Raw genomic sequence first — 22,339 nt, forward strand, 5'->3', positions numbered from 1 at the left:
GATCATCTTATTTTTTGGCAATAGCCTCACTGCTGGATACGGGATTGAGCAGGACCTCGCATTCCCAGGTTTGGTTCAAGCACGCTTAGATAGTTTAGGGGAAAACTATAAAGTAATCAATGGAGGACTGAGCGGAGAAACTACTGCTGGTGGAGTGGGAAGAATCGACTGGTTTCTAGAAGATGAACCAGACATTTTTGTCCTAGAGCTTGGGGGCAATGATGGTCTGAGAGGAATCCAATTAAGTGAAACCAAAAAGAATCTTTTAACGATCATTGATAAGGTTCAAACCAAATATCCAGATACCAAAATCATTTTGGCAGGAATGCAGATTCCACCTAACATGGGACCAGAATATTCTCAAGAATTCCAATCTATCTACCCAGAGGTAGCCAAAGAAAAGGATGTGACTCTTATTCCATTTTTATTACAAAATGTCGGAGGTATTAAAGAACTCAACTTACCCGATGGAATCCATCCCACTGAAGAAGGTCATAAGCTAGTGTTTGAAAATGTATGGGAATACCTGAAGGAAGAAATTTAGCAGATCAAATTCTTCAAAAATTCTAACTTTTCCGCCATTTATTGAAAATATCCCTACTCAAAGCTATTGTTAATTTCATTTTCGAAAAAATTGAAGTAATTTTTAAACTTCATTAAAAATTTTCAAAAATGAGTTTTCAGATAAAATCATCCGGAGACAGCTATGATGTAATCATTGTTGGATCTGGAGCTGGAGGCGGGATGGCCTCAAAAATCCTTTCTGAGGCCGGGTTGTCAGTAGCAGTAGTAGAAGCTGGAGGTGATTTTGACCCAGCAAAAGACGAAGATAGAACTCAGCTTCGTCCACCATGGGAATCACCAAGAAGAGGTGCAGGAACAAGAATTCGCCCATTTGGTGATTTTGATGCAGCAATTGGTGGTTGGGATATAGAAGGAGAACCCTATACCAGAGCCAATGGAACTAAATTTGATTGGTTCAGGTCAAGAATGGTCGGTGGACGTACCAACCACTGGGGAAGAATTTCTCTACGTTTCGGACCGAATGATTTTAAAAGAGCAAGTATTGATGGGTTAGGAGATGATTGGCCTATTGGTTATGACGATCTGAAACCATATTACGATAAAGTAGATAAATTAATCGGTGTATTTGGTTCAAAAGAAGGTATTTACAATGAACCAGATGGATTTTTCCTTCCTCCTCCAAAGCCAAGATTACACGAACTTTTCTTGAAAAAAGGAGCTGATAAAGCAGGAATGCCGATGATCCCGGGAAGACTTTCCATGTTGACCCGTCCGATCAATAATGAAAGAGGTGTTTGTTTCTTCTGTAGCCAATGTAATAGAGCTTGTCAAGTATATGCCGATTTCTCTGCAGGTACCTGCTTGGTACATCCGGCTATGAAAAAGGGTAAAGTTGACTTGTACACACACTCCATGGTAAGGAAGGTGACTACTGACGATACCGGAAAAGCCACAGGGGTATCTTTTGTGAGCAAGGTTGACATGAAAGAATACAAATTGAAATCCCGAGTGGTAGTACTTGGTGCTTCCGCTTGTGAGTCAGCTCGTATCATGATGAACTCCAAATCCAAAACCCATCCGAATGGTATTGGCGGTGATTCCGGTGCATTGGGACGTTACCTTCACGACTCTACCGGTGCAGATAGAATGGGAATCCTTCCTGATCTGATTGACAGAGATAGATACAATGAGGACGGTGTAGGCGGGATGCACATGTACACTCCATGGTGGTTGGACAACAAAAAGCTAGATTTCGCCAGAGGATACCATATTGAGTATTGGGGTGGAATGGGCCAACCTTCCTACGGAGCAGGCGGTGGCATGGACACCATGCGTAAATTCATCAAAGATGAGTTTGGCAACCCAAGCCCAAATGGAGGATATGGAGAAGGATTGAAGAAAGACGTGAGAAGAATCTACGGATCTACTCTAGGCATGTCAGGAAGAGGAGAAAGTATTCCTCGTTATGAAAACTACTGCGAAATCGATCCAAACACTGTAGATAAGTATGGTATCCCTGTATTGAAGTTCAATTACAACTGGACTGATCAGGAGTTGAAGCAAGCCAAGCACATGCATGATACCTTTGAGGAAATATTAACCAATGCAGGAGCGATCCTATTGGGTGAAAAGCCAGGACCAGAATCTCAGTATGGATTGCATGCTCCGGGTAGAATCATCCACGAAGTAGGTACTACCAGAATGGGGAATAGCCCTAAAGGCTCTGTGGTTAACTCAAATTGCCAGGCACATGACTGTGACAATTTGTTCGTGGTAGATGCTGGGCCTTTTGTATCTCAAGCAGACAAGAATCCAACTTGGACCATTTTAGCCCTAAGCTGGAGAACTTCAGAATACATTGTAGATCAATTGAAACAAAAAATATCTAAGCCATGAACAGAAGAGAAAACCTAAAATTACTCTTTACCGGTTCGGTTGGAACAGGCTTATTATTAGCAGGATGTTCTCCTGAAGAGCAGGCGCTACCTAAACAAGCACTACTTTCTGGGGGAACCATTGGAGGAAGAACCGAAGAGGAGAAATTAAGAGATCAAGAACTTCTTTCAGAAAACTTCTTTACAGAAGATGAAATGAAGAAACTCAATATCTTGGTGGATATCATTATCCCAAAGGATGCTGAATCTCCTTCTGCCACGGAAGTAAAAGTTCCAGAATTCATGGAATTCATCATGAAGGACATGCCCTATAATCAAACCCCGATGAGAGGTGGATTGATGTGGCTGGACTTTGAAGCTGATGAGAAATTCGGTAAGTCATTCTTGGAACTAAGCCATGATCAAGTAATTGAAATCGTGGAATTGGTAGCGTGGCCTGATAAAGCAACTCCTGAATATGAAGGAGCTGTCAAATGGTTTAATCTACTTAGAAATCTTACTTGTTCAGGTTATTTCTCTACCGAAGCGGGATGGAAATACATTGATTACAGAGGAAATCAACCTAATGTTTGGGATGGGGTACCTCAAGAAGTGATGGACAAGCATGGCTTTACCTTACCTGAAAAATATGTACCGATCTACCTCAAACCGGAAGACCGTGGTACGGTAGCCCAATGGGATGACGAAGGAAACCTGATCGGTTAAAATTTTGACCAGAGGCCTCTGAAAACTAATTTTTCAGAGGCTTTTTTCTTTCTTATTTTTCAAGACAAATTCTAATTAGTATTTTTCAAGAAACTAAACCACATGAAATCTTTACTCAAAACCAGCTTCTACCTTTTGCTGCTTTCTGCTATTTCTTGCTCCGAGAAATCAGAGACGATTAATGAACCCACTTCTTATTCTTTGGAAATATTGGACTCATTGGACCTAACTATACTTGGAAATCCTTTGATAGCTGATGTTAAATCTGATGGATCAAAATTTCTTTTTATGACTTTGCGAGCTCAGACCTAATCGTCACCAATGCGGAAGGTGAGATTCAAAGTAAATTCTCAAAAAAAGAAGACACCCCAGATGCCTATGGTTTCATGATGGAAGTACCCGGTTTTTTTGGCTCAAATCAAATAGCTGTTGTAGGAATGAAGGGCATTTTCCTTTATGATTATGAGGGTAATTTGATCAAGAAAATGGATCATCCAGAGTCCCTAGGAGGAGCAGGTTTTATGGCCTTTCCAGGGAAACACACAGAATCCACTGAAATCAATGGAAATGACTATTTGATCACAAAGTCTGTCAGGTCAAGGGATAGTTTTAATGGCGAAATGAAATTCTATAATACTTTCAAGGCATTGGAATTAGTCGATCCTGAATCTGCAAGTTTCACTGAAATGGTCCGTTTGAAGAGGGAAGTATGTTTTTGAACGGCACAGGTTATTATGAAAGCGACTATGCCCCAGCTTTTGAAACAAAAGATGGAAAACTATATATCAGTCTCGGAGCAGAACAAAAACTCCATGTTTACAATCTTTCTTCAGGAGGAACATCTCTTGATACTGCTATCTCCTTTTCAATTCCGGGATTTGAAACATTAGTACCTAAAGATCTATCTGAGTTTTCCGAAGGAACTGTTACAATTAGTGGAAGCACCCCTTCCATTCGGAATATCCATATTATTGACAACAAAATTTTATTGCATTACTACCCAGGTATAGATCCTGAAAAGATGAAAGAAGCAGAACTTCTTTGGGAACAAGGCAAACAAGAAGAGGCTGGTGAACTCTATGAAAAACTAGAAGCAGAACTGGACCAAGGACTTTTAGTGATTGATCAAAATTCTTTAAAACTTGAAGGGATCATCCCCTTCCAAAAAACTTAAATAATACGGGGTTTACTTCCGCAAATGGATTTCTCTGGATGGAAAAATCTGCCAATGAAGAACAGGAAGAAGACTTTTTAAGAATATACAAGGTGAAAATTCAAGAAAAATGAAATTCAAAACCAATTTATTGATTGTCACTTTAGCTGTTTTCTCAATTGCTTGCACGGAGGAAAAAGAGACGGCACAACCCTCCACTCCTCTTTCATCTCAAAATTTAGAGTTTGAAATATACGATTCACTGATAGTGGATCATTTAGGCAACTTGACCCTAATGGACATCAGTCCTGATGGAAGCACCTTTCTTTTGCAGGATCAAGGGTCCAATGATATTTTAGTTACCAATGCCCAAGGAGAAATCCTATACCAATACAACAACTCGGAAGAAGGCCCTAATTCCTACATAAATAAAAGTGGGAAAGCATTATTCATTAACAATGAAGAGTACCTTATCCCAACCACAATGGACCTCGTCCAATACAAGCTTTCGGGAGAACTTCTCAATACCTTTAAACCAGAATTTTCTGGCAGTGCCAATCTGATCGTTTCTTCTTCTAAAACAGTAATCAAACAAGGAGAAAACTATTTCTTCAAAATCCAAGGCAGATATCCAGATCAAAATGATCTTGTCAATAGTAGAAATTTAGAAAAGGTGAATATGAATACTGGAGAGTACCAGCCAATTATTCCAATTCCTAAGTCTTCTAAATTTGCAAATCCAGAAGCTACTTTTGCTGGCTTTGATTATTACCCTGTTTTTGACGTGGGTCAGGACTCCTTGTATTTCATATTTAGAAATGAACCCAAGCTTTACACTTACTCCTTATCCAATCTGGATAGTCCTGCATTTACCAAAACGATTCCGTTTGAGGAATTCATAGAGCGTAACAGCAGTCAAGGATTAGAAAACGGAGGCTTCAATATTAGGGACCTTTTACTGGGGTCAATCAATGACCTTAAAAAAATGGAGAATGGAGAATTCTTGATCTTTTACACTTCAGGGTTGACAGACCAAGAGGCCGAAGAAGCAATGTCTGGTGTTTCTAGTGATTTCAATCAAATTTTTGAAAATGCGGATAAAGTGAATACAACAGGCTATGTGATTTTTGACGGACAAGTGGTGAGTAAACTCATCGAAAAAAATGAGCTTTTATCCAATTTGGCAAAATTTGTCTCCAGAGATGAAATTTGGTTCAATTTGAATTTCTCAGAAGTAGAAAACGATTATTCCGTTATTTACAAAACCCGATTAGTACAGAAATAAAAAAAGCCATTTGAATTCTTTTTCAAATGGCTTTTCTATTCCCATGTGAGTTTAAAACAATCGGAATCCTAAGGATAGAATCCATTGGTTCAGTCGATGGTCTGTTTCATAACCTCCCACAGAGTTGGAGATATTCCCTAAAGCGCTTTCGTATTTGGCATCAATTATCAGGTTTCCTATATCCAAACCAAGACCTGCCTGGTAACCTAAGGTAGATTTTTTAAAGTCAACATCCCGCACATCTTCTCCCGCATTTTTTAATTCCGAGTTGACATTAAAGCTTGCAATAGGCCCCGCTTGAAGCCTCAACACATTGAATAACTTGAACCCTAGCATCACTGGGACATCCAGTCTATTAAAGCTAGACTCATACTCATTGCTTGGCTGAGATCCCATCTCCTCAAAGGAGAACCTTGCTTTGGTTTGAGTATACAGTAATTCAGGTTGAACAAAGAAACCACCTAATCCTACCCTTGCAAACAATCCGACATGATAGCCAAACTTGGCATCTCCAGATTTAAGGTACTCTTTTGAAAGGTCTAATTTGGTTTGGCTGATCCCCACCTTGGGTCCGATGGCAAAATCCTGAGAGAATGCCGATAGGGCAAAGCTCAAAAAGGCGAACGTAAAAAGAAGTTTTTTCATAGCTGCTAAATTGGTTTAGTCACCTAATAACGAAGGTTTGTGAAAAAATTTAGCAATGTTCTTGCCAAGCCAACGATCAATTGAGCTGGGCGTCCACTTTTAGTTTGGCTAAAGTGTATAAATCATAAAAATCCAGTGGTTTAGAAACCAGCGAATCGAAAGCAATTGCACTCTTTTTACGGTAATATTCTACATCTCCTGCAGTAAAACCGATAACTGGAATTCTTTTGGAAAAATCCTGCTTTTTGAAATTCATTAAAAATTCAATGCCATCCATTTCTGGCATGACTATATCGGTAAGGATTACATGAAATCCATGATCGGTTTCTAAAACCTTCAATGCCTCCAATCCATTATGCGCAGTAACCACCATGTCATGGGACTTTTCGAAAATCTTTCGAAGAATCAATAGGTGAATCTCATCATCGTCAACTACTAATACACGCATAACCGGTATGTCATTTTACAAAATACTTTTATAAGTATATGAAATTCATCTCATACCAACATCATTCCCAAAAAGATATTTATTCTAAACAAAAAAAGGGAGCTTAAAGGCCCCCTTCATTAATTCTTAGTATTGGTTTTATGCAGCTTGAGGATCCCCAAATACTCCAACCATGTTTAAAATTAACAAGATGATCACAATCGGACAAACCCATTTGATGAAGAACATCCATCCTGTTCTAAACAACCCTTTAAACCCAGGAGCTCCTGAAGCCAATTCATCTGCATAATCGGAAAGCTTTTGTCCCCAACCTGTATACAAACTTAACATCAGACAAATCACAATCACTGCGAAAGTACCGAATACAAAGTCCATGATTCCGAAGAACCCTTCCAATTGGTTACCGAAGAAATTTAAATGGAAAGAATGGAAGAAGTTACCTGGAATCTGGGACAAAGCTGAAGGCACAGATAGTAACATGGCTGCAATACCTACTGTCCACGTTGCTCTTTTTCTTCCCCACTTTTTGTCATCAATCAAATATGCAACTGGTACTTCCAACATGGAAATTGTGGAGGTCAAAGCAGCTACCATCAATAAAATGAAAAACAAACCTCCAATAATATTACCGCCTGGCATAGCATCAAATACCTTTGGAAGTACATCAAAAACCAATGCTGGACCTGCCGCTGGATCTTTCCCTGGTAGTAAAGCAAAAAGCGCCGGGAATACCATTAAACCACCTAAGAGTGCTACGGAAGTATCCATCCCAGCAATCCAACCAGAAGACTGGATGATATTGGCACTTTTAGGTAAATAAGACCCGAACGTAATCATCAAACCCCATCCTACGGACATGGAGAAGAATGCTTGACCGAGCGCCTGAAGGATTACCGTAGCATTAATCTTGGAGAAATCAGGGGTTAGGTAATATTCAATTCCAGCTTCAGCACCTTCCAGTGTAACTGACCTTCCAGCAATGAAAATGATAATAATGAATAATACAGGCATCAAAAATTTAGATGCTTTTTCAATTCCTCCACTTACTCCACCTAAAACGATCAAGATCGTCATCATGATGAAAATGAAAGTCAATGGAATCACATACATCGGCGTTTCTACAAACACCTCAAAATCAATGGGAATATTGATGATTTCGGTAAAAATATACCCTACCGTCCATCCAGCGATTACTGAATAGTAGCTAAAAACAAAAAAGCAGACCAATACACAAAGTACGCCTGCTATTTGCCAAAATTTATTCCCTCCTGTTTCACGAATAGCTCCAATAGGGTTTTTACCTGATTTTCTACCTAAAGCAATTTCATTGAACAAAAGAGGTAAAGCGATTAAGAGTACACAAATAATGTATACAAAAACAAAAGCGCCTCCTCCGTTTTCACCTACTAGATACGGGAATCTCCAAATGTTCCCCAGACCTACTGCCGAACCTGCTGCGGCCATGATAAATCCGAGGCTCGACCCCCACTGACCTCTTTCTTCGGTGTTTGGACTTGCTGCCATAAACTATTACTTAATTAAATTTGAGTGATACTAAAGTTAAATATTGGGTAAGACTAGCTGTTTTACGAGCTGGCTAAGATAATTTGTTTTGATAAAATACCAATTGCCGTTCGGAAAGTTTTAGGCTCAAAATCAAGGACTTTTCTGGCTTTTTCAATAGAAAATCCTGTTTTAAGGGGTCTTTTTGCTGTTTGAGTAAATGTTTTTGAATCAACTCTTGCGATAAGGGATTTGTCTAAGCCAAAATAGTCAGCCGTGATCATGGCCATCTCATAAGGAGTAAGAAAATCGGGACCAGAAATATTAAATATTCCTTCTGCTCCTTTCTCAGCAATTAAGATACAACCTTCTGCCAAATCTTCTGCAAGGGTTGGAGTCCTGAATTGATCATCGACTACTTGAATGTTTTTTCCGGATTCCAAAGAGGACTTTACCCAAAGGATAATGTTGCTGCGGCTCATGTCATGTGCGATACCAAATACCAACACGGTCCTTGCAATTGCCCATTTTGTGGCGGAAGCTTGCACCAATCGCTCTGCCTCTAACTTTGTCTCCCCGTAATAATTCACCGGAGCAGGAACTGCCTGTTCATCTAAAGGACCTTCTTCTCCCGAAAAAATAAAATCAGTGGAAACAAAAATAAAGTGTGCTCCCACGCTTTCAGCAGCTCGCAATAAGTATTCGGTGGCTTTTACATTAACCTTAAAGGCGGCTTCCTGGTGAAGTTCACATTCATCTACGTTGGTCATCGCTGCACCATGAATAATAATATCAGGATGAACCCTTTTAATTTCTGAATGGACTTTTGACTCGTCTGTAATATCCAGTGTGACATATTCAAATTCCTGATTGGGAATTCGACATGCACCTTTTCCAAAACCAATGACTTCAAAGGTCCCTCGGTCTATTAATTGGCTTACTAGCTTTTGACCAAGCAATCCATTTACCCCAGTGATCGCTATTTTCTGCTTACTTCTTTTTGGGGTAGACAAACCCATATTCTTTCTCTATTTTATCCTTAGACATTTTTTCCACGGTCACAGTCATCCAAACCGGGTCGGTTGGTTTATCTCGAAAACCAGTCGGTTCCTCCCCAATTCTATCTACCACTTCCATTCCCCGAACTACCTGACCAAAAACCGTGTATTCACCATCCAAGTGGGGAGTTCCCCCTACCGTCGTGTAAGCTTCTACCTGGGCAGGAGAGAAATTTTTCGTCACGTTTATATTCAGCGACTCCTCGATTTCTTTACTCTTTGAAATCAACAATGATGTCAAACTGTCAAATTCCTGAGCCTCATATAACCTCACATATTCATTTTTCAATTCTTCTTGGCTTCCCAATTGAATGTATTTCATAAAGGCAGGCTGAAGTAAACTCAGGTCCACCATCAATTCATCTTCAGAATACACTTTACCCAATACAATATAAAACTGGGATCCATTGGATCGTTTTTCAGGATTTATTCCATCTGGTTGGCGTGCAGCTGCAATCATCCCGCGTTGATGAAAATGATTCGAAGTGATTTCGGCAGGTAAGGTAGGCCAGGTAGCAGGATCAATCCTTCTTTTGTGAAGACATCTCCTCCTTGAGCCATGAAACCTTTCATTACCCGGTGAAATTCCGTGGAATCAAATCTTCCCTCTTCCGCAAGGGAAATGAAATTGGATTTATGAACTGGGGTATCGTCAAAAAACACTGCGACTATATCTCCATATTCGGTATGAATCGTGGCCACATAATCCTGATCCCCACCACAAGAAAAAGAGCTGATCAATATTACAGCCCAAAGGACTAATTTAATTGGATTCCTCACTTGTTCAATGTTGTTTTTATCTGATCTAATATCATTTTACCTCCTCTTGCAAATACTTCCTCTGCCAATTTCTCTCCCAACGCTTCCGGTTGATCTGCACTTCCGCTTACAGAAACACTGATTCTTTCTTTCCCATCTAAACTGACTATCCCCCCTTTCAAAGTAACGATATCTCCTTGATTATCAGCCAAAGCAAAGACCGGAATACTACACCCTCCTTCCAAGACCCGCAAATAGCCTCGCTCTGCACGCAATTTGATTTCTGTTTCCCGGTGGTTACACGCTGAAATGATGAGTCCTTTTACTTTGGGATCTAAAGTACTGGAAGCTTCAATGGCTACCGAACCTTGGCCCACAGCAGGAGTAAATTCTTCCAAGCTCAACTTTTCTACAATCATCCCATCATAGCCCATTCTATGCACTCCCGCATAGGCAAGCAAAAGTGCATCACAAAGTCCCTCTTCCATTTTTCAGATTCGGGTTTGCAAATTCCCTCTTACCTCCACAGTCTTGACATGTGGGTAAAAATGTTTGAGGGTGGCTACTCTTCTGGTAGAGGAAGTCCCCAAAACCAAAGGTTGGGAGCTATCCGAAAGTGTGATTCCTTTTTTATGTGAGGCAATCACATCATTTTCAGTTTCTCTCTTAGTAAATGCAATAATTTCAAAGCCATCAGGAAGGTTTGACTGCATATCCTTGGCACTGTGAACCGCAATGTCAATTCTTCCATCCAGTAATTGATCTTCTAATTCTTGGGTAAAAACTCCTTTACTTCCAATTTTAGAAATAGACACATCTAAGATTTGGTCTCCTTTTGTATCAATGATGACAATTTCTGTGGCTAGTCCGGACTTTTGAAGAAGTTGTTCTACATGGTGCGCTTGCCACAAGGCCAGTTTACTTCCTCTAGTTCCTATTTTGATCAATCTGCTCATTGATTAGTGACTCTACCGGAGTTTCTTTTTCTTTTACTCCGCCTTCTATAAATTTAATGATTTCACCTGCGATGTCTATTCCAGTAGCTTTTTCGATTCCCTCTAGTCCAGGTGAACTGTTTACTTCAAGAATTAATGGGCCTCTGGCCGACTGTAACATGTCTACTCCAGCAACATCCAATCCCAAGGCCTTGGCAGCTCCTAAGGCAGCAGCCTTCTCAGCTCTAGAAAGTTTTATGACTGTAGCCATTCCTCCTCGGTGGAGATTAGACCTGAATTCGCCTTCAGCACCTTGTCGTTTCATAGCCCCTACTACCTTTCCATTGACAACGAAAGCGCGAATATCGGCTCCTTTTGCCTCTTTTATAAATTCTTGCACAATAATTCTTGCCTTTAATCCATGAAAGGCTTCAATTACTGACTGTCCAGCTTTTTTGTTTCCGCCAAAACCACTCCCAACCCTTGGGTTCCTTCCAATAGTTTGATGATCAGAGGAGCTCCACCTACTTGCTCAATCAATTGCTTCTCTCCTCCTTTGGAAAAATTGGTGAAGGCAGTCTTAGGCATACCCAAACCCGCTGTTGATAAAATCTGCAAGCTTCTTAGCTTATCCCTGCTTCTCACAATCGCCTGGGAATTCACCACAGAAAAAGCCCCCATTAACTCAAATTGTCTTACTACAGCTGTTCCATAAAAAGTAACTGAAGCTCCTATCCTTGGAATGATGGCATCTACGTCAGTAATTTTTTCTCCTTTATAAATAATTGAAGGTCCTTCCTGCTCAATGATAATATCACAAATGCTATGATTGATCACCATTCCTTCGTGGCCAGCAGCATGAACTGCTTCCAAAAGCCTTCTGGTGGAGTATAAATTTGGGTTCCTAGAAAGGATTGCAATTTTCATGATTTTCTATTTTTCCTAAAAGAAATTGGTTATTTCTCTTCTGATTTTTGGCGGTAAACTTTAGCAAGATTATAGCCTGATACGTCTACAAGAAACTTATCCTTTAATATCTTCCTACCTAGTAAAATAGGATTACGCATTTTGGACCGATCCGAAAGAGTAAATTCCGCAGGATATTCTTCCCCTGCAAGTTGAAATGTCACTTGGATTAAATACCTGGTCTCTGCTTGTCCAAATGAATTTTTTACACTTTTCTCACGAAAATGATCCAACTTTATTTCTTTACCTGTATAAGATTTATGTCCGGGCATTAATACCCGAAAGGTAAGTACCTTTTTCCCATCCTCTTCTTTTACCTGAATGTTTTCCGCATGGATGCTACTGGTGTAGGCACCTGTATCTACTTTCGCCCAAACCAGATCAAGGTCAAAATCCGGAATGGAAACTTTCTCTTTTCTACCAATAACTTTCTTTTCCATTTTAACTGGTTTTTGCCATTGAAAGCAAAACTTTCATAGAAAGGTCAGTAAATATCATTTTGGCATTTCCATTACGTTCCAAATGATAGTGGGCCTCATTGAAAGATTCGTACAGTTCCATCACATGGGTTTCCTTGAGGACTCTACCGGAAATCTTTTCAATAAAACCACGATCTTCTCCTGTCGTTCTCAGCAGTTCCTCCAAACTGAAGTTCTTAAGCATGATTTCTCTCAATACATTCAAACCAGTCAGGATCATAGATTTCTGAGCCTCTTTGTCAATTTTATGGAAGTTGTCCGCCAGGTCAAACAAGTCTTTTAATTTCTTGCTGTAGCATAGAAGAAACCATTCTCTTATTTTGCTTACCTGTTCATCCTCCACCTCATTGACTAAGCGATAGGCAGCTCTTAAATCTCCATCGGCCAGCATGGATATTTGCTCCGCCAATTTACTTTCACACTGCCCGGATTCCACCAAATGATTTTTTACCTCTTCATCAGAGAAGGCTCTTACCATTACCTTTTGAGTCCTGGATAGAATGGTCGTCAGTAATTGGTCTGGTTGAGAAGTAACCAGCATAAACACAGTTTTAGCAGGTGGTTCCTCAATAATTTTCAAAAGAGAATTGGCTGCCGAAGGGTGTAGATACTCAACTCCCCAAATCAACATCACTTTATACCCTCCTTCAAAAGACATCAAAGACAAAGACTGAATGATCTTTCTGGCTGCGCCTTTCGAGATATTTAATTGTTTCTTCTCAAAACCATTAAAGTATATAAAGTCATGCATGTTCCCATAGGGCTGTTCCAATGCAAAAGTCCTCCAATTGGCCAGTTCATTATTTTTCTCATCCTCTTCTCCTTCTTTATCTTTTGAAATAGAAGGAAATGCAAAGTTCAAGTCCGGAACAATTAATTTTTCCATCCTTTTGCAATAGGAGCATTCTCCACAGGAATCTTTCTCACCTGGATTCTGACAAAACAAATAGGTAGAAAGCGCCAATGCCATGGTCAAGCTTGCAGAGCCTTCAGGTCCATGAAAAAGTAATGCATGTGCCAAATGATTGTTTTGGACAGCTTTGATCAGATTTTCTTTGGTCTCGGGTAAACCCGGAATATCAGCAAATAGCATGGTTTAATTTATTCAGGAAGAAGTCTCCCAAATTCTATAGGTTTTGGTTAATTCAAAAATCCAATGAAGAATTTCTTCATCTTTTTTGTCCATTCTACCTTTCTTCTTGCCATCACAGCAATGGCAGTCTCTTTGAATTTATGGAACTGGTAAGTAGACATACCCTCTCTTCCTCCCCAAGAAAAGGAAGGAATAAAGTTCCTGGGATATCCACCTCCAAAAATATTCGCCCCAACCCCTACTACAGTTCCCGTATTAAACATGGTGTTTATCCCAGATTTGGAATGATCCCCCATCATCAGTCCACAAAACTGTAAACCTGTATCTGCAAAGCTCCCTTTGGTATAATCCCAAATCTTGACGGATGCATAATTATTTTTCAGGTTACTGGTATTGGTATCTGCTCCTAAATTACACCACTCTCCAATGACAGAGTTCCCCAAAAATCCTTCATGCCCTTTATTACTGTAACCAAAGATCACAGAATTGGAGATTTCACCTCCCACTTTTGAAAAGGGACCCACCGTCGTATCTCCTCTTAATTTTGCCCCCATATTCACCGTAGAACTTTCGCAAAGAGCAAACGGACCACGAATTAAAGAACCTTCCTGGATCTCTGTATTTTTCCCAATATAAATCGGACCATTCTCGGCATTTAACACCGCGGCTCTTATGACTGCTCCTGCTTCAATAAATATATTTTCAGGGGAATAGACCTTGGTATGAGGGTCTGTAATTAAAGCAGACTCCCTACCTTCCGTAATCAGCTTAAAATCCGAGGTAATTTCAGCCCCGTTCAACTGAAATATAGCACTGCTTTTCTGAATCAGAACAGGGTCAAAATCCAACTGAATGACCTCTTTCTCCTTGGCTGAATCTAAGTTCTTCTCAGTTTCACCGATATAAGACGCCAATAGAGTTTTCCCAAAGTACAAAGCTTGGTTTTCTTTCAATTGTTTCAAACAGGCTATTGCTTGATCGTTAGGAAGCCAGGCTCCATTAATGGCAAGTTGTGTACCCGGTTTTCTTTGAAACCTGTCTTTGAGGTATTTCTGGGTAAGGTAAGATATCTCAGCGCCTAAATGGATACTCCATTTTTCTGAGATTTTTAATATCCCCACTCGGATATCTGCCACCGGCCTGGTAAAAGTAAAAGGGAGAAGTGATCCCCGAATCGCCGGATCATCAAATAATAACAAGTTATCCATGGGGCAAAAATAAAAAAGTCTCCCGGAATCCATGCTCCGGAAGACTTTTTAGAATGTGTCGCAGGAGAATTACTTCTTCTGAGCGTATCTTCTGTTGAATTTCTCAACTCTACCAGCTGTATCAAGCATCATTTTCTTACCAGTATAGAAAGGATGAGATTGAGAACTCACTTCAATTTTATATACAGGGTATTCATTACCATCTTCCCAAACGATGGTTTCGTTAGTTTCGATAGTTGACTTGGTCAAAAACTTGAACTCGCTAGAAGTGTCGTAGAAAACCACGTCTCTGTAGTTTGGATGAATATCGGCTTTCATTGTATCGTTAGTTTTATTGTACCTTTTTCAAATGAGGCACAAAGTTACCCTTTTTCAGAAAATCCACAAAATCTTTCTCAAGTATTTCTAAATGAATTATTAAAAACTAGGATCTTTGGCTTCGAAATTCAAAAATACTCTCTTTATTTAAGAATCATCCGCTTTTTTAGCTTTAATCCAATGCAAAAAAAACTACTTAGATCGACTGGACTCTTTTGGATTATCCTGATTTGTCTGATTTCTTCTCCTTTTTTGGCATCTGCACAAGGGTCTTACATCCCGTTTGATCGTGATTATTATCATCTGATAGATCGATATCAAATCCTCCAAGGCAAAAACAACGCGTTCTTTCACACGGCTACCAAACCCTACCGAAGGGATGATGTCGCCAAGTATTTAGATAGCATTGCAGATTCGGAGGTCATTCAATCCAGGTCAGATGAATTTAATTTGGCTTATCTCAGTCAGGACAACTGGGAATTTGTCAGTCGGGAAACCCCAGAATCTAAAAGCCTTTTCTTAAAAGTCTCTATAGGAGGCCTGGAGACTTTGCACATTATTATAGTGAAGATTTTGACATTCATGTAAGTCCTGTGATTTACTTGAACGGGGGATTCGAACCAGATAACGATCAAAACCCAAACCGCCTCTCTAGGGGGTAGTATTGAGGGGTCTATTGACAAGAAGGTAGGATTCTATACCTATTTCACTTCTTCAGAAGCATTTTTCCCAACCTGGGTCAAAGGGTACGCCCTCCACAATGGAGCTGTGCCAGGAGAAGGGTTTTGGAAACAATACAATACCAATGGTTATAGTTACTTCTCTGCATTGGGCCATGTCAGTTTTAATATCACCAAGCATATTGAAATCGAAGTAGGCCATGATCGCAACTTTATCGGAGAAGGCTATAGATCTTTTCTACTCTCGGACTTTTCTAATCCCTACATGTTTGTCAAGTTCAATACCCGAATATGGAAATTTCAGTTGACGAATATCTGGACGCAAATGACAGCTGATGTAGATTATGATCGAGGTAGACCTACGGACGGAAGGTATCCTCAAAAATGGTTTTCCTTCCACCGCCTGGGATTCAACATCGGCAAAAACGCCAATCTAGGGTTCTTTGAATCTGTCATGACTGACCAAGCTGATTTCAATTATTTCAACCCAATCGTCTTTTACCGTTGGGTAGAACAATCACTGGGCACTCCAGACAAAGTCATGCTGGGACTGGATGGTAAATGGAATTTCTATCCAGGCATGCAGGTTTATGGTCAATTTGCTTTGGATGAATTCGTTTTCTCAGAGTTTTTTGGACAAGATGGAAAAGGGTCCAAAAGAAATAAATATGGAATTCAGGCAGGCTTGAAGTATTACGACTTACTGAAAGTTTCAAACTTAGACCTTCAATTAGAATTCAACTCTGCAAGACCATACACATTCCAGGAGAAAAACGACTATCAATCCTATAGTAACTGGAGAACTCCATTGACACATCCCCGTGGCGCCAATTTTCGAGAAATGCTTGGAATCATTCGTTACCAACCTCTTCCTAGGTTAAGTCTTACTTTTCAAAGCATGTACCAATTGTACGGAGCTGACCCGGATGAAGAAACCAATTGGGGTGGAGATGTGCTGAAAAATAGGTTAGTGGGTAGCCCAACTGGGTTATTTGGGAATGAAATTGGTCAGGGAATTGAGAATAAAGTGGTGCAAACTCATGTGAATGCTTCTTACATGTTGAAGCATAACTTCTTTATCGACGCTTCCCATACTTGGAGAAGAAGGACTGCCCAGGATTTGGATGCACCAGCTACCAATAACTACCTTCAGTTAGCATTTCGATGGAACTTCATTAGACCGGATTACAATTACTAAAGTATGCCGCAGGAAATTCCGTAACTTGCGAGCTTATTTTCAGGATTTACTTACATGAAAACATACCTGCGGATATTGGCCTATGCCAAGCCTTATGGAAGGTTTGTTCCGACTTATATTATATACGCATTTCTATCCATTGTTTTTGGGTTACTCAATTTCACGCTCCTTAAGCCTCTATTTGATGTAATCTTTGAACAAGTGGATCCAGAAGTGTTGTCTGCCTATCAACAAAAGCCAGATTTCAGTTTTTCAATTGAATATTTCACTCATTTATTCAATTACAATTTCCTGCAGGTAGCAGAGGAGTTTGGTAAACTAGGCACACTATTTTATGTCTGTATCATTATTGTAGTATCGGTATTCTTATCTAACCTCTTTACTTATTTATCGGGAGTGGTCCTTGCCAAAGTACGAGCGATTGTGATAAAAAAGATGAGGATGGATATCTTCAACCACGTAAGTCAATTGCATATCGGTTATTTCTCTAATGAGCGTAAAGGAGATTTGATGTCTAAGATGACCAATGATGTACAAGAGGTTGAAAACACCATTGTTCAGTCTTTAAGAGTGGTATTTAGAGAACCTGTGACCATTATTTTATATTTCGGCGTATTATTTTTCATGTCTGCCAAGCTTACTTTTTCACCATTCTAATTATTCCAATTACCGGAGCCATTATTGGTGGGATCACCAGGAGGTTAAAAAAGAAGGCGGTAGAAAGCCAACAATCCTTAGGGAGATTGGTCAACATTTTGGATGAGTCCTTAGGTGGCATGCGAGTGATCAAAGCATTTAATGCCGAGAATTTCATGGAAAAGAAATTTGACCGAGAAACTGATTACTATTCCGGAGTCAATGTTAACATGGCCCGTAAAAATGAATTGGCCTCTCCAATTTCCCAATTCTTAGGTGTCACCGTAGTTGCAGGTATCTTGGTGTATGGGGGAAGTTTGGTTTTGAGTGGTGATTCACAATTGGGAGCCAGTGATTTTATTACCTATATCATCATTTTCACCCAAGTACTTAATCCAGCCAAAGAAATTTCAAGAGCGGTCAGCAGCATTCAAAGAGGCATTGCTTCTGCCGAAAGAATTTTTGAAGTGGTGGACACCCCTCCTCAGATAAATTCTGCCGAACCAGCCCTGACTTTAAACTCCTTTGAAAAAGAAATTTCTTTCCAGAAAGTAAGCTTTGCCTACCAAGATCAATTGGTCCTCAAAAACATCAATTTCAATTTAGAAAGAGGAAAAACGATTGCACTAGTTGGTCCATCAGGGGCGGAAAATCAACAATTGCAGATCTGGTACCGAGGTTTTATGATCCAAGTGAAGGACAAATATTATTGGATGGCAATGATCTTAAAAAGTTTAAGTTAGAAGACCTCCGAGCGTTGATGGGAATCGTCACGCAAGAATCTATTCTCTTCAATGATACCGTTTACAATAACATAGCGTTTGGGATTGAAAATGCGACTGAGCAGCAAGTAATCGAAGCTGCAAAAATTGCCAATGCCCACCAGTTTATATCCCAATTGGAAAACGGCTATCAGACTTCAATTGGAGAGCGAGGTTCCAAGCTGTCAGGGGGCCAACGTCAACGTGTCAGCATTGCAAGAGCTGTATTAAAGAATCCTCCCATCTTGATTTTGGATGAGGCGACATCTGCACTGGATTCTGAATCAGAGTTATTAGTTCAAGAGGCCCTTACCAAATTAATGTCCAACCGAACAACTTTAGTAATTGCCCACCGCCTTAGTACTATTCAACATGCAGACGAAATTCTAGTAATTGAAAGAGGGGAAATTGTTCAAAGAGGTACTCATCTAGAACTGATTGAGCAAGAAGGGCTTTACCAGAAACTTTCCAGTATTCAGTCGGTTTAGTATATTCGTAAAAAATATTAGTTGAAATGAAGAAATTCCATCAATTTGCCCAAATAGCACTGCTGATCTTTTTGTGGCATATCTCATCTTTTTTATGGCATTTAACACGCTAGGGAGCATGTTTGGAATGGATGAAATCACTTCTGATGGCCTTGTCAAAATATTTCTAGCAGGATTAGTATTGGTACTTCTCACTTGGGCGGGAGCTTATTTCGCTATGAAAAGCCTGTCAGATCAGCTTTCAAAAAAGAAGTTGAAATGAACAAACTGAAAGCCAAGCTATATGACTTAGAACATCCGGATACTCCTAGTACGCCAAAAGGTAAAGAACCAAAACCAACAGATTCTGACAGCTCAGGAATTAAACCTAGACAAAATTTTACTGAGTAGGATTTAATCCCTAAAAAAATCAAAAGTAAAGGAGGTCAATTAGACTTCCTTTTTTTATGAATAATTATATTTCTAACCTCCTAATAATTACTGTTTTCCAACCATAAAATTGCAGTTGCAATTAACTTGGAAATTGGGCAACATTAATCCAAAATCATTAAGTCCACCCACCTTCTATGAAGCACTTACAACCTAAATTCTTTATTCTTTCGGAAATGAAAATAACAAAAACCTACGCCTCAGTCTATTGAGAACGGCCACTAGCATCGGACTGGAATTCGTATCCATCGACTTTACACAATGAGGGTTTGGTTTTTCCTAAATCAATGAAATTCCTTGAAAATAAAGGTTTAATTCAACTAAACATGTATATTAAATAAAAGAAACTTTTCTTTTTTAATTATGGTAGCAAAAACTTTTGGAAGTGCAGTCTCAGGCGTAGATGCAAACCTAATTACGATCGAAGTAAATGTGGGACAGGGGACCAGTTTTTACATGGTAGGGTTACCTGATTCTGCAGTCAAAGAATCACAGCAGCGTGTAGAATCTGCACTTAAATATTTTGGATACAGAATGCCCCGACAAAAGGTAGTCATCAATTTGGCTCCAGCGGACATTAGAAAAGAAGGCTCTTCCTATGATTTGCCTATTGCGATGGGGATTCTACAAGCATCAGAGCAAGTAGAGTTTCCTGAACTTGATCAATACATCATTATGGGAGAATTAGCCCTGGACGGTAAGTTGAGGCCGATCAAAGGAGTTCTACCCATTGCTATAGAAGCGCGAAAGAAAGGGTTTAAAGGGTTCATTCTTCCTTCAGAAAATGCCCAAGAGGCATCCATAGTCAATAATCTGGATATCATCCCAGTAGAAACGCTGGAAGAAGCATCGCAATTTTTACAAGGTGATTTGAAAATAGCCCCCTTGGTTACTGATACCAGAGATATTTTCTACCATTCGTTAAATGAAAGCGAATTTGATTTTGCCGATGTTCAAGGGCAAGAAAACATCAAGCGTGCCATGGAAATTGCGGCTGCTGGAGGTCATAATGTGATTATGATTGGCCCTCCTGGTGCTGGTAAAACCATGCTGGCAAAAAGACTTCCTTCCATTTTACCTCCCTTGACCTTACAAGAAGCATTGGAGTCTACCAAAATACATTCTGTGGCAGGAAAATTAGACAAGAATGGAAGTTTGCTTGCCCAAAGGCCATTTCGAAGTCCTCATCATACAATCTCAGATGTAGCGCTGGTCGGTGGTGGTGGAAATCCGCAACCAGGAGAGATTTCCCTTGCTCATAATGGGGTCTTATTTTTAGATGAATTACCTGAGTTTAAAAGAACGGTTTTGGAGGTCATGCGACAGCCTTTGGAAGAACGAAAAGTGACAATTTCTAGGGCAAAAGTCTCGGTAGATTATCCTGCCAATTTCATGTTGATCGCCAGTATGAACCCATGCCCATGTGGCTATTATAATCACCCTGATAAAGAATGTGTGTGTGGCCCAGGGATAGTTCAACGGTACCTAAATAAAGTTTCAGGCCCTCTTCTGGATAGAATTGATTTACATGTAGAAGTCACACCAGTTAAGTTTGAAGAAATGACTTCTACCCGAAAAAGCGAATCGAGTCAAAATATTCGAGAACGAGTCATTATAGGTCGGGAGCGTCAAAAAGAACGTTTCAAAGATAATCCGGAAGTATTTTGTAATGCGATGATGCCCTCTCACCAAGTGAAAGAAGTATGTGAAATCAATGAGGCAGGTAAAATTCTTTTGAAAACAGCAATGGAAAGACTTGGGCTATCAGCAAGAGCTTATGATAGAATCTTGAAAGTAGCCAGAACCATAGCAGATATTTCTGACTCGGATCAGATAAAAGTAGAACATATCGCCGAAGCAATTCAATACAGAAGTCTAGACCGAGAAGGGTGGGCGGGTTGATTTATTCTCCACCACCTAGGTTATATACACTGCCTTCCTTACAGAGTTCGACAATAAATTGAGGATTTTTAAACTCCATACTTTGTTTAAAAATTTCTTCCAACTTCTCATCTGAATTTAAAGGATCATGGTGAAATATCCCCATTTTTCGAACACCACAGAGCCGCCCAAAATCGATGGCCCCATCTATTGAACTGTGCCCCCATCCAATTTTACCTTTGTATTCTTCTTCGGTGTACTCTCCATCATGCAGTAATAAGTCAGCATTTCTAGCCAGCTCAAACCCACTTGTCCATTCAGGGTCATAAGGAAAATTGGCTGAGCCCAAAAATGGTTCGTGATCTGGCAGGTAAGTAAATATACATTCCCCATCGTCAATCCTAAATCCCAAAGTTGGGCCAGGATGACAAATATATTCAGACTTGATTTTCAATTCCCCTATCATAAATTCAGAATTATCAATCTCATGAATCACCGGATGGTTGGGAAGTTCATTCATCCTTACGGGAAATAAGGGTGGAGAAAAATACCTTCTGAGCCTATGCAATAAAGGTTCTACGGTAGTAGAAGGGCCCCATAGATGAACGGTGATATCAGGATGGTATAAGGGCTGAAAAAACCTAAGCCCATCGTATGATCAATGTGCAAATGCGTTAAAAGGATATGGACTTCTTTAATTTTTGGATTTAGAAATTTCCCCAATCTTTGAATTCCTGACCCTCCGTCCAAGATTACACAGGTATCCTTGTACAACACTTGCACGCAAGAAGTATTCCCTCCATAAATAATATTTTCAGGCCCCGGAGACGGTAAAGATCCCCTACAGCCCCAAACTTTTATAATCATGAGAAATTAGAATTCCAGAATAATGCCATAGCTCCTAAAAACCTATTTGGCCTTCCCTCCAATGGAAAAGAGGTTACCGTAATAAGATGGCGTTCTCCTTTTAAGTTTTTAATATAAAATGAACCGTGAGCCGGTTTTCTATTCGTTAAAGTCTGAACCAATGGAAGTCCTTCCGGTGGTAAAGGCTTCCCTTCCATATCTGTGGGGGTAAAAACCGTAGACCACTCCTCAACAGGCATACTTCCGGTTTCACCAAACCTTAACCCAAGAATAGCTTCAGCAGGTTCGTTATAAAAAACTAATGTCCCTTCTGTGTCAACTAAAAATACCGGCATGCTCATGCTATCTGCAAATTGCCTACCTAGAATCATTTCTATTGGTTGCACTGATCTTATTATTTAGTTAAAATGCGAAAAGTGATAGA

Annotated in this window: 23 protein-coding genes and 4 pseudogenes; 12 read left to right on the forward strand and 15 right to left on the reverse strand. The window is 39.9% G+C overall.

Annotated features, from left to right (window positions below; all coding sequences use genetic code 11):
* Nucleotides 1-43: 43 nt before the first annotated feature.
* The 6 genes from V8V91_RS11020 (at nt 44) to V8V91_RS11045 (ending at nt 5,563) form a co-directional block, all read left to right on the forward strand.
* A complete protein-coding gene (locus tag V8V91_RS11020; RefSeq protein WP_373400663.1) occupies nt 44-544 on the forward strand; it encodes an arylesterase in 501 nt (166 codons plus the stop codon).
* A 128-nt stretch (nt 545-672) separates the two neighbouring features.
* Nucleotides 673-2,421, forward strand: a complete 1,749-nt coding sequence (locus V8V91_RS11025) for a GMC family oxidoreductase (RefSeq protein ID WP_373400100.1) — start codon at nt 673-675, stop codon at nt 2,419-2,421.
* Nucleotides 2,418-3,125 (forward strand): gluconate 2-dehydrogenase subunit 3 family protein, encoded by a 708-nt coding sequence (locus tag V8V91_RS11030; RefSeq protein ID WP_373400101.1) that lies wholly within the window; start codon nt 2,418-2,420, stop codon nt 3,123-3,125. The genes V8V91_RS11025 and V8V91_RS11030 overlap by 4 nt, the downstream gene beginning before the upstream one ends.
* 386 nt (nt 3,126-3,511) lie before the next feature.
* On the forward strand, nt 3,512-3,844 hold the full coding sequence (locus tag V8V91_RS11035) for a hypothetical protein (protein WP_373400102.1): 333 nt from the start codon (nt 3,512-3,514) through the stop codon (nt 3,842-3,844).
* Entirely contained in the window at nt 3,835-4,299 is a 465-nt protein-coding gene (locus V8V91_RS11040) for a hypothetical protein (protein WP_373400103.1), read from the forward strand. The genes V8V91_RS11035 and V8V91_RS11040 overlap by 10 nt, the downstream gene beginning before the upstream one ends.
* A 109-nt stretch (nt 4,300-4,408) precedes the next feature.
* Nucleotides 4,409-5,563, forward strand: coding sequence for a hypothetical protein (locus V8V91_RS11045; protein ID WP_373400104.1), 1,155 nt, complete (start codon nt 4,409-4,411; stop codon nt 5,561-5,563).
* Between the two features lie 51 nt (nt 5,564-5,614).
* Here the strand turns inward: V8V91_RS11045 and V8V91_RS11050 are convergent, their stop codons facing one another.
* The 12 genes and pseudogenes from V8V91_RS11050 to V8V91_RS11105 form a co-directional block, all read right to left on the reverse strand.
* Complete coding sequence (locus tag V8V91_RS11050; RefSeq protein WP_074226224.1) at nt 5,615-6,208, reverse strand: porin family protein; 594 nt, start codon at nt 6,206-6,208, stop codon at nt 5,615-5,617.
* A 76-nt stretch (nt 6,209-6,284) separates the two neighbouring features.
* Nucleotides 6,285-6,656 (reverse strand): response regulator, encoded by a 372-nt coding sequence (locus tag V8V91_RS11055; protein WP_074226223.1) that lies wholly within the window; start codon nt 6,654-6,656, stop codon nt 6,285-6,287.
* 138 nt (nt 6,657-6,794) lie between these two features.
* A complete protein-coding gene (locus tag V8V91_RS11060; protein ID WP_074226222.1) occupies nt 6,795-8,180 on the reverse strand; it encodes a sodium-dependent transporter in 1,386 nt (461 codons plus the stop codon).
* A gap of 62 nt (nt 8,181-8,242) precedes the next feature.
* The gene (locus V8V91_RS11065) at nt 8,243-9,178 is read right to left on the reverse strand and encodes an NAD(P)-dependent oxidoreductase (protein WP_373400106.1); all 936 of its coding nucleotides are present in this window, start codon (nt 9,176-9,178) and stop codon (nt 8,243-8,245) included.
* Nucleotides 9,150-9,677, reverse strand: coding sequence for a peptidylprolyl isomerase (locus V8V91_RS11070; protein ID WP_373400108.1), 528 nt, complete (start codon nt 9,675-9,677; stop codon nt 9,150-9,152). The genes V8V91_RS11065 and V8V91_RS11070 overlap by 29 nt, the downstream gene beginning before the upstream one ends.
* Nucleotides 9,674-9,997: a peptidylprolyl isomerase gene (locus V8V91_RS11075; RefSeq protein ID WP_373400110.1), complete on the reverse strand. Its 324-nt coding sequence runs from the start codon at nt 9,995-9,997 to the stop codon at nt 9,674-9,676. Before V8V91_RS11075 ends, V8V91_RS11070 begins: the two co-directional genes overlap by 4 nt.
* Nucleotides 9,994-10,932: pseudogene (gene hemC / locus V8V91_RS11080) on the reverse strand (hydroxymethylbilane synthase). Before hemC ends, V8V91_RS11075 begins: the two are co-directional and overlap by 4 nt.
* A pseudogene (gene rimK / locus V8V91_RS11085) lies at nt 10,904-11,838 on the reverse strand (30S ribosomal protein S6--L-glutamate ligase). Before rimK ends, hemC begins: the two co-directional pseudogenes overlap by 29 nt.
* Nucleotides 11,839-11,867: 29 nt before the next feature.
* Nucleotides 11,868-12,317, reverse strand: coding sequence for an ATP-dependent zinc protease (locus tag V8V91_RS11090; protein WP_373400111.1), 450 nt, complete (start codon nt 12,315-12,317; stop codon nt 11,868-11,870).
* A gap of 1 nt (nt 12,318) precedes the next feature.
* Entirely contained in the window at nt 12,319-13,449 is a 1,131-nt protein-coding gene (locus tag V8V91_RS11095) for an ATP-binding protein (protein ID WP_373400112.1), read from the reverse strand.
* Nucleotides 13,450-13,461: 12 nt separating this feature from the next.
* Nucleotides 13,462-14,657: pseudogene (locus V8V91_RS11100) on the reverse strand (GlmU family protein).
* A 69-nt stretch (nt 14,658-14,726) separates the two neighbouring features.
* The gene (locus tag V8V91_RS11105; protein ID WP_074226215.1) at nt 14,727-14,975 is read right to left on the reverse strand and encodes a type B 50S ribosomal protein L31; all 249 of its coding nucleotides are present in this window, start codon (nt 14,973-14,975) and stop codon (nt 14,727-14,729) included.
* 180 nt (nt 14,976-15,155) lie between these two features.
* Here V8V91_RS11105 and V8V91_RS11110 point away from each other — a divergent pair, with 180 nt between their 5' ends.
* The 6 genes and pseudogenes from V8V91_RS11110 (at nt 15,156) to V8V91_RS11135 (ending at nt 21,069) form a co-directional block, all read left to right on the forward strand.
* Nucleotides 15,156-15,563: a hypothetical protein gene (locus tag V8V91_RS11110; protein WP_373400113.1), complete on the forward strand. Its 408-nt coding sequence runs from the start codon at nt 15,156-15,158 to the stop codon at nt 15,561-15,563.
* Between the two features lie 180 nt (nt 15,564-15,743).
* Nucleotides 15,744-16,853 carry a hypothetical protein gene (locus V8V91_RS11115; RefSeq protein WP_373400115.1) on the forward strand — a complete coding sequence of 370 codons (1,110 nt, stop codon included), beginning with the start codon at nt 15,744-15,746 and terminating at the stop codon, nt 16,851-16,853.
* 54 nt (nt 16,854-16,907) lie between these two features.
* Nucleotides 16,908-18,738 (forward strand): annotated as a pseudogene (locus V8V91_RS11120) (ABC transporter ATP-binding protein).
* A 94-nt stretch (nt 18,739-18,832) separates the two neighbouring features.
* A complete protein-coding gene (locus V8V91_RS11125) occupies nt 18,833-19,000 on the forward strand; it encodes a hypothetical protein (protein WP_373400116.1) in 168 nt (55 codons plus the stop codon).
* Entirely contained in the window at nt 18,997-19,128 is a 132-nt protein-coding gene (locus V8V91_RS11130; protein ID WP_373400118.1) for a hypothetical protein, read from the forward strand. Before V8V91_RS11125 ends, V8V91_RS11130 begins: the two co-directional genes overlap by 4 nt.
* Nucleotides 19,129-19,530: 402 nt before the next feature.
* Complete coding sequence (locus tag V8V91_RS11135; RefSeq protein ID WP_373400120.1) at nt 19,531-21,069, forward strand: YifB family Mg chelatase-like AAA ATPase; 1,539 nt, start codon at nt 19,531-19,533, stop codon at nt 21,067-21,069.
* Nucleotide 21,070: 1 nt separating this feature from the next.
* Here the strand turns inward: V8V91_RS11135 and V8V91_RS11140 are convergent, their stop codons facing one another.
* The 3 genes from V8V91_RS11140 to V8V91_RS11150 are packed head-to-tail and all read right to left on the reverse strand — an operon-like array spanning nt 21,071 to nt 22,301.
* Nucleotides 21,071-21,661: an MBL fold metallo-hydrolase gene (locus V8V91_RS11140; RefSeq protein ID WP_373400664.1), complete on the reverse strand. Its 591-nt coding sequence runs from the start codon at nt 21,659-21,661 to the stop codon at nt 21,071-21,073.
* Entirely contained in the window at nt 21,625-21,915 is a 291-nt protein-coding gene (locus V8V91_RS11145) for an MBL fold metallo-hydrolase (RefSeq protein ID WP_373400122.1), read from the reverse strand. Before V8V91_RS11145 ends, V8V91_RS11140 begins: the two co-directional genes overlap by 37 nt.
* Entirely contained in the window at nt 21,912-22,301 is a 390-nt protein-coding gene (locus V8V91_RS11150) for a PAS domain-containing protein (protein ID WP_373400123.1), read from the reverse strand. The genes V8V91_RS11145 and V8V91_RS11150 overlap by 4 nt, the downstream gene beginning before the upstream one ends.
* Nucleotides 22,302-22,339: the final 38 nt, after the last annotated feature.

Origin of the sequence: Algoriphagus halophilus (assembly GCF_041729275.1) — a bacterium.
GTDB lineage: Bacteria > Bacteroidota > Bacteroidia > Cytophagales > Cyclobacteriaceae > Algoriphagus > Algoriphagus halophilus_A.

Excerpts from the sequence above, each read along its gene's own strand:
- V8V91_RS11090 (WP_373400111.1), bottom strand. The coding sequence starts at position 12,317 with ATGGAAAAGAAAGTTATTGGTAGAAAAGAGAAAGTTTCCATTCCGGAT.
- V8V91_RS11070 (WP_373400108.1), bottom strand. The coding sequence starts at position 9,677 with ATGATTGCAGCTGCACGCCAACCAGATGGAATAAATCCTGAAAAACGA.
- V8V91_RS11035 (WP_373400102.1), top strand. The coding sequence starts at position 3,512 with ATGATGGAAGTACCCGGTTTTTTTGGCTCAAATCAAATAGCTGTTGTA.
- V8V91_RS11130 (WP_373400118.1), top strand. The coding sequence starts at position 18,997 with ATGAACAAACTGAAAGCCAAGCTATATGACTTAGAACATCCGGATACT.
- V8V91_RS11145 (WP_373400122.1), bottom strand. The coding sequence starts at position 21,915 with ATGATTATAAAAGTTTGGGGCTGTAGGGGATCTTTACCGTCTCCGGGG.
- V8V91_RS11040 (WP_373400103.1), top strand. The coding sequence starts at position 3,835 with ATGTTTTTGAACGGCACAGGTTATTATGAAAGCGACTATGCCCCAGCT.
- V8V91_RS11065 (WP_373400106.1), bottom strand. The coding sequence starts at position 9,178 with ATGGGTTTGTCTACCCCAAAAAGAAGTAAGCAGAAAATAGCGATCACT.
- V8V91_RS11055 (WP_074226223.1), bottom strand. The coding sequence starts at position 6,656 with ATGCGTGTATTAGTAGTTGACGATGATGAGATTCACCTATTGATTCTT.
- V8V91_RS11050 (WP_074226224.1), bottom strand. The coding sequence starts at position 6,208 with ATGAAAAAACTTCTTTTTACGTTCGCCTTTTTGAGCTTTGCCCTATCG.
- V8V91_RS11025 (WP_373400100.1), top strand. The coding sequence starts at position 673 with ATGAGTTTTCAGATAAAATCATCCGGAGACAGCTATGATGTAATCATT.
- V8V91_RS11060 (WP_074226222.1), bottom strand. The coding sequence starts at position 8,180 with ATGGCAGCAAGTCCAAACACCGAAGAAAGAGGTCAGTGGGGGTCGAGC.
- V8V91_RS11110 (WP_373400113.1), top strand. The coding sequence starts at position 15,156 with ATGCAAAAAAAACTACTTAGATCGACTGGACTCTTTTGGATTATCCTG.
- V8V91_RS11135 (WP_373400120.1), top strand. The coding sequence starts at position 19,531 with ATGGTAGCAAAAACTTTTGGAAGTGCAGTCTCAGGCGTAGATGCAAAC.
- V8V91_RS11030 (WP_373400101.1), top strand. The coding sequence starts at position 2,418 with ATGAACAGAAGAGAAAACCTAAAATTACTCTTTACCGGTTCGGTTGGA.
- V8V91_RS11125 (WP_373400116.1), top strand. The coding sequence starts at position 18,833 with ATGGCATTTAACACGCTAGGGAGCATGTTTGGAATGGATGAAATCACT.
- V8V91_RS11045 (WP_373400104.1), top strand. The coding sequence starts at position 4,409 with ATGAAATTCAAAACCAATTTATTGATTGTCACTTTAGCTGTTTTCTCA.
- V8V91_RS11105 (WP_074226215.1), bottom strand. The coding sequence starts at position 14,975 with ATGAAAGCCGATATTCATCCAAACTACAGAGACGTGGTTTTCTACGAC.
- V8V91_RS11095 (WP_373400112.1), bottom strand. The coding sequence starts at position 13,449 with ATGCTATTTGCTGATATTCCGGGTTTACCCGAGACCAAAGAAAATCTG.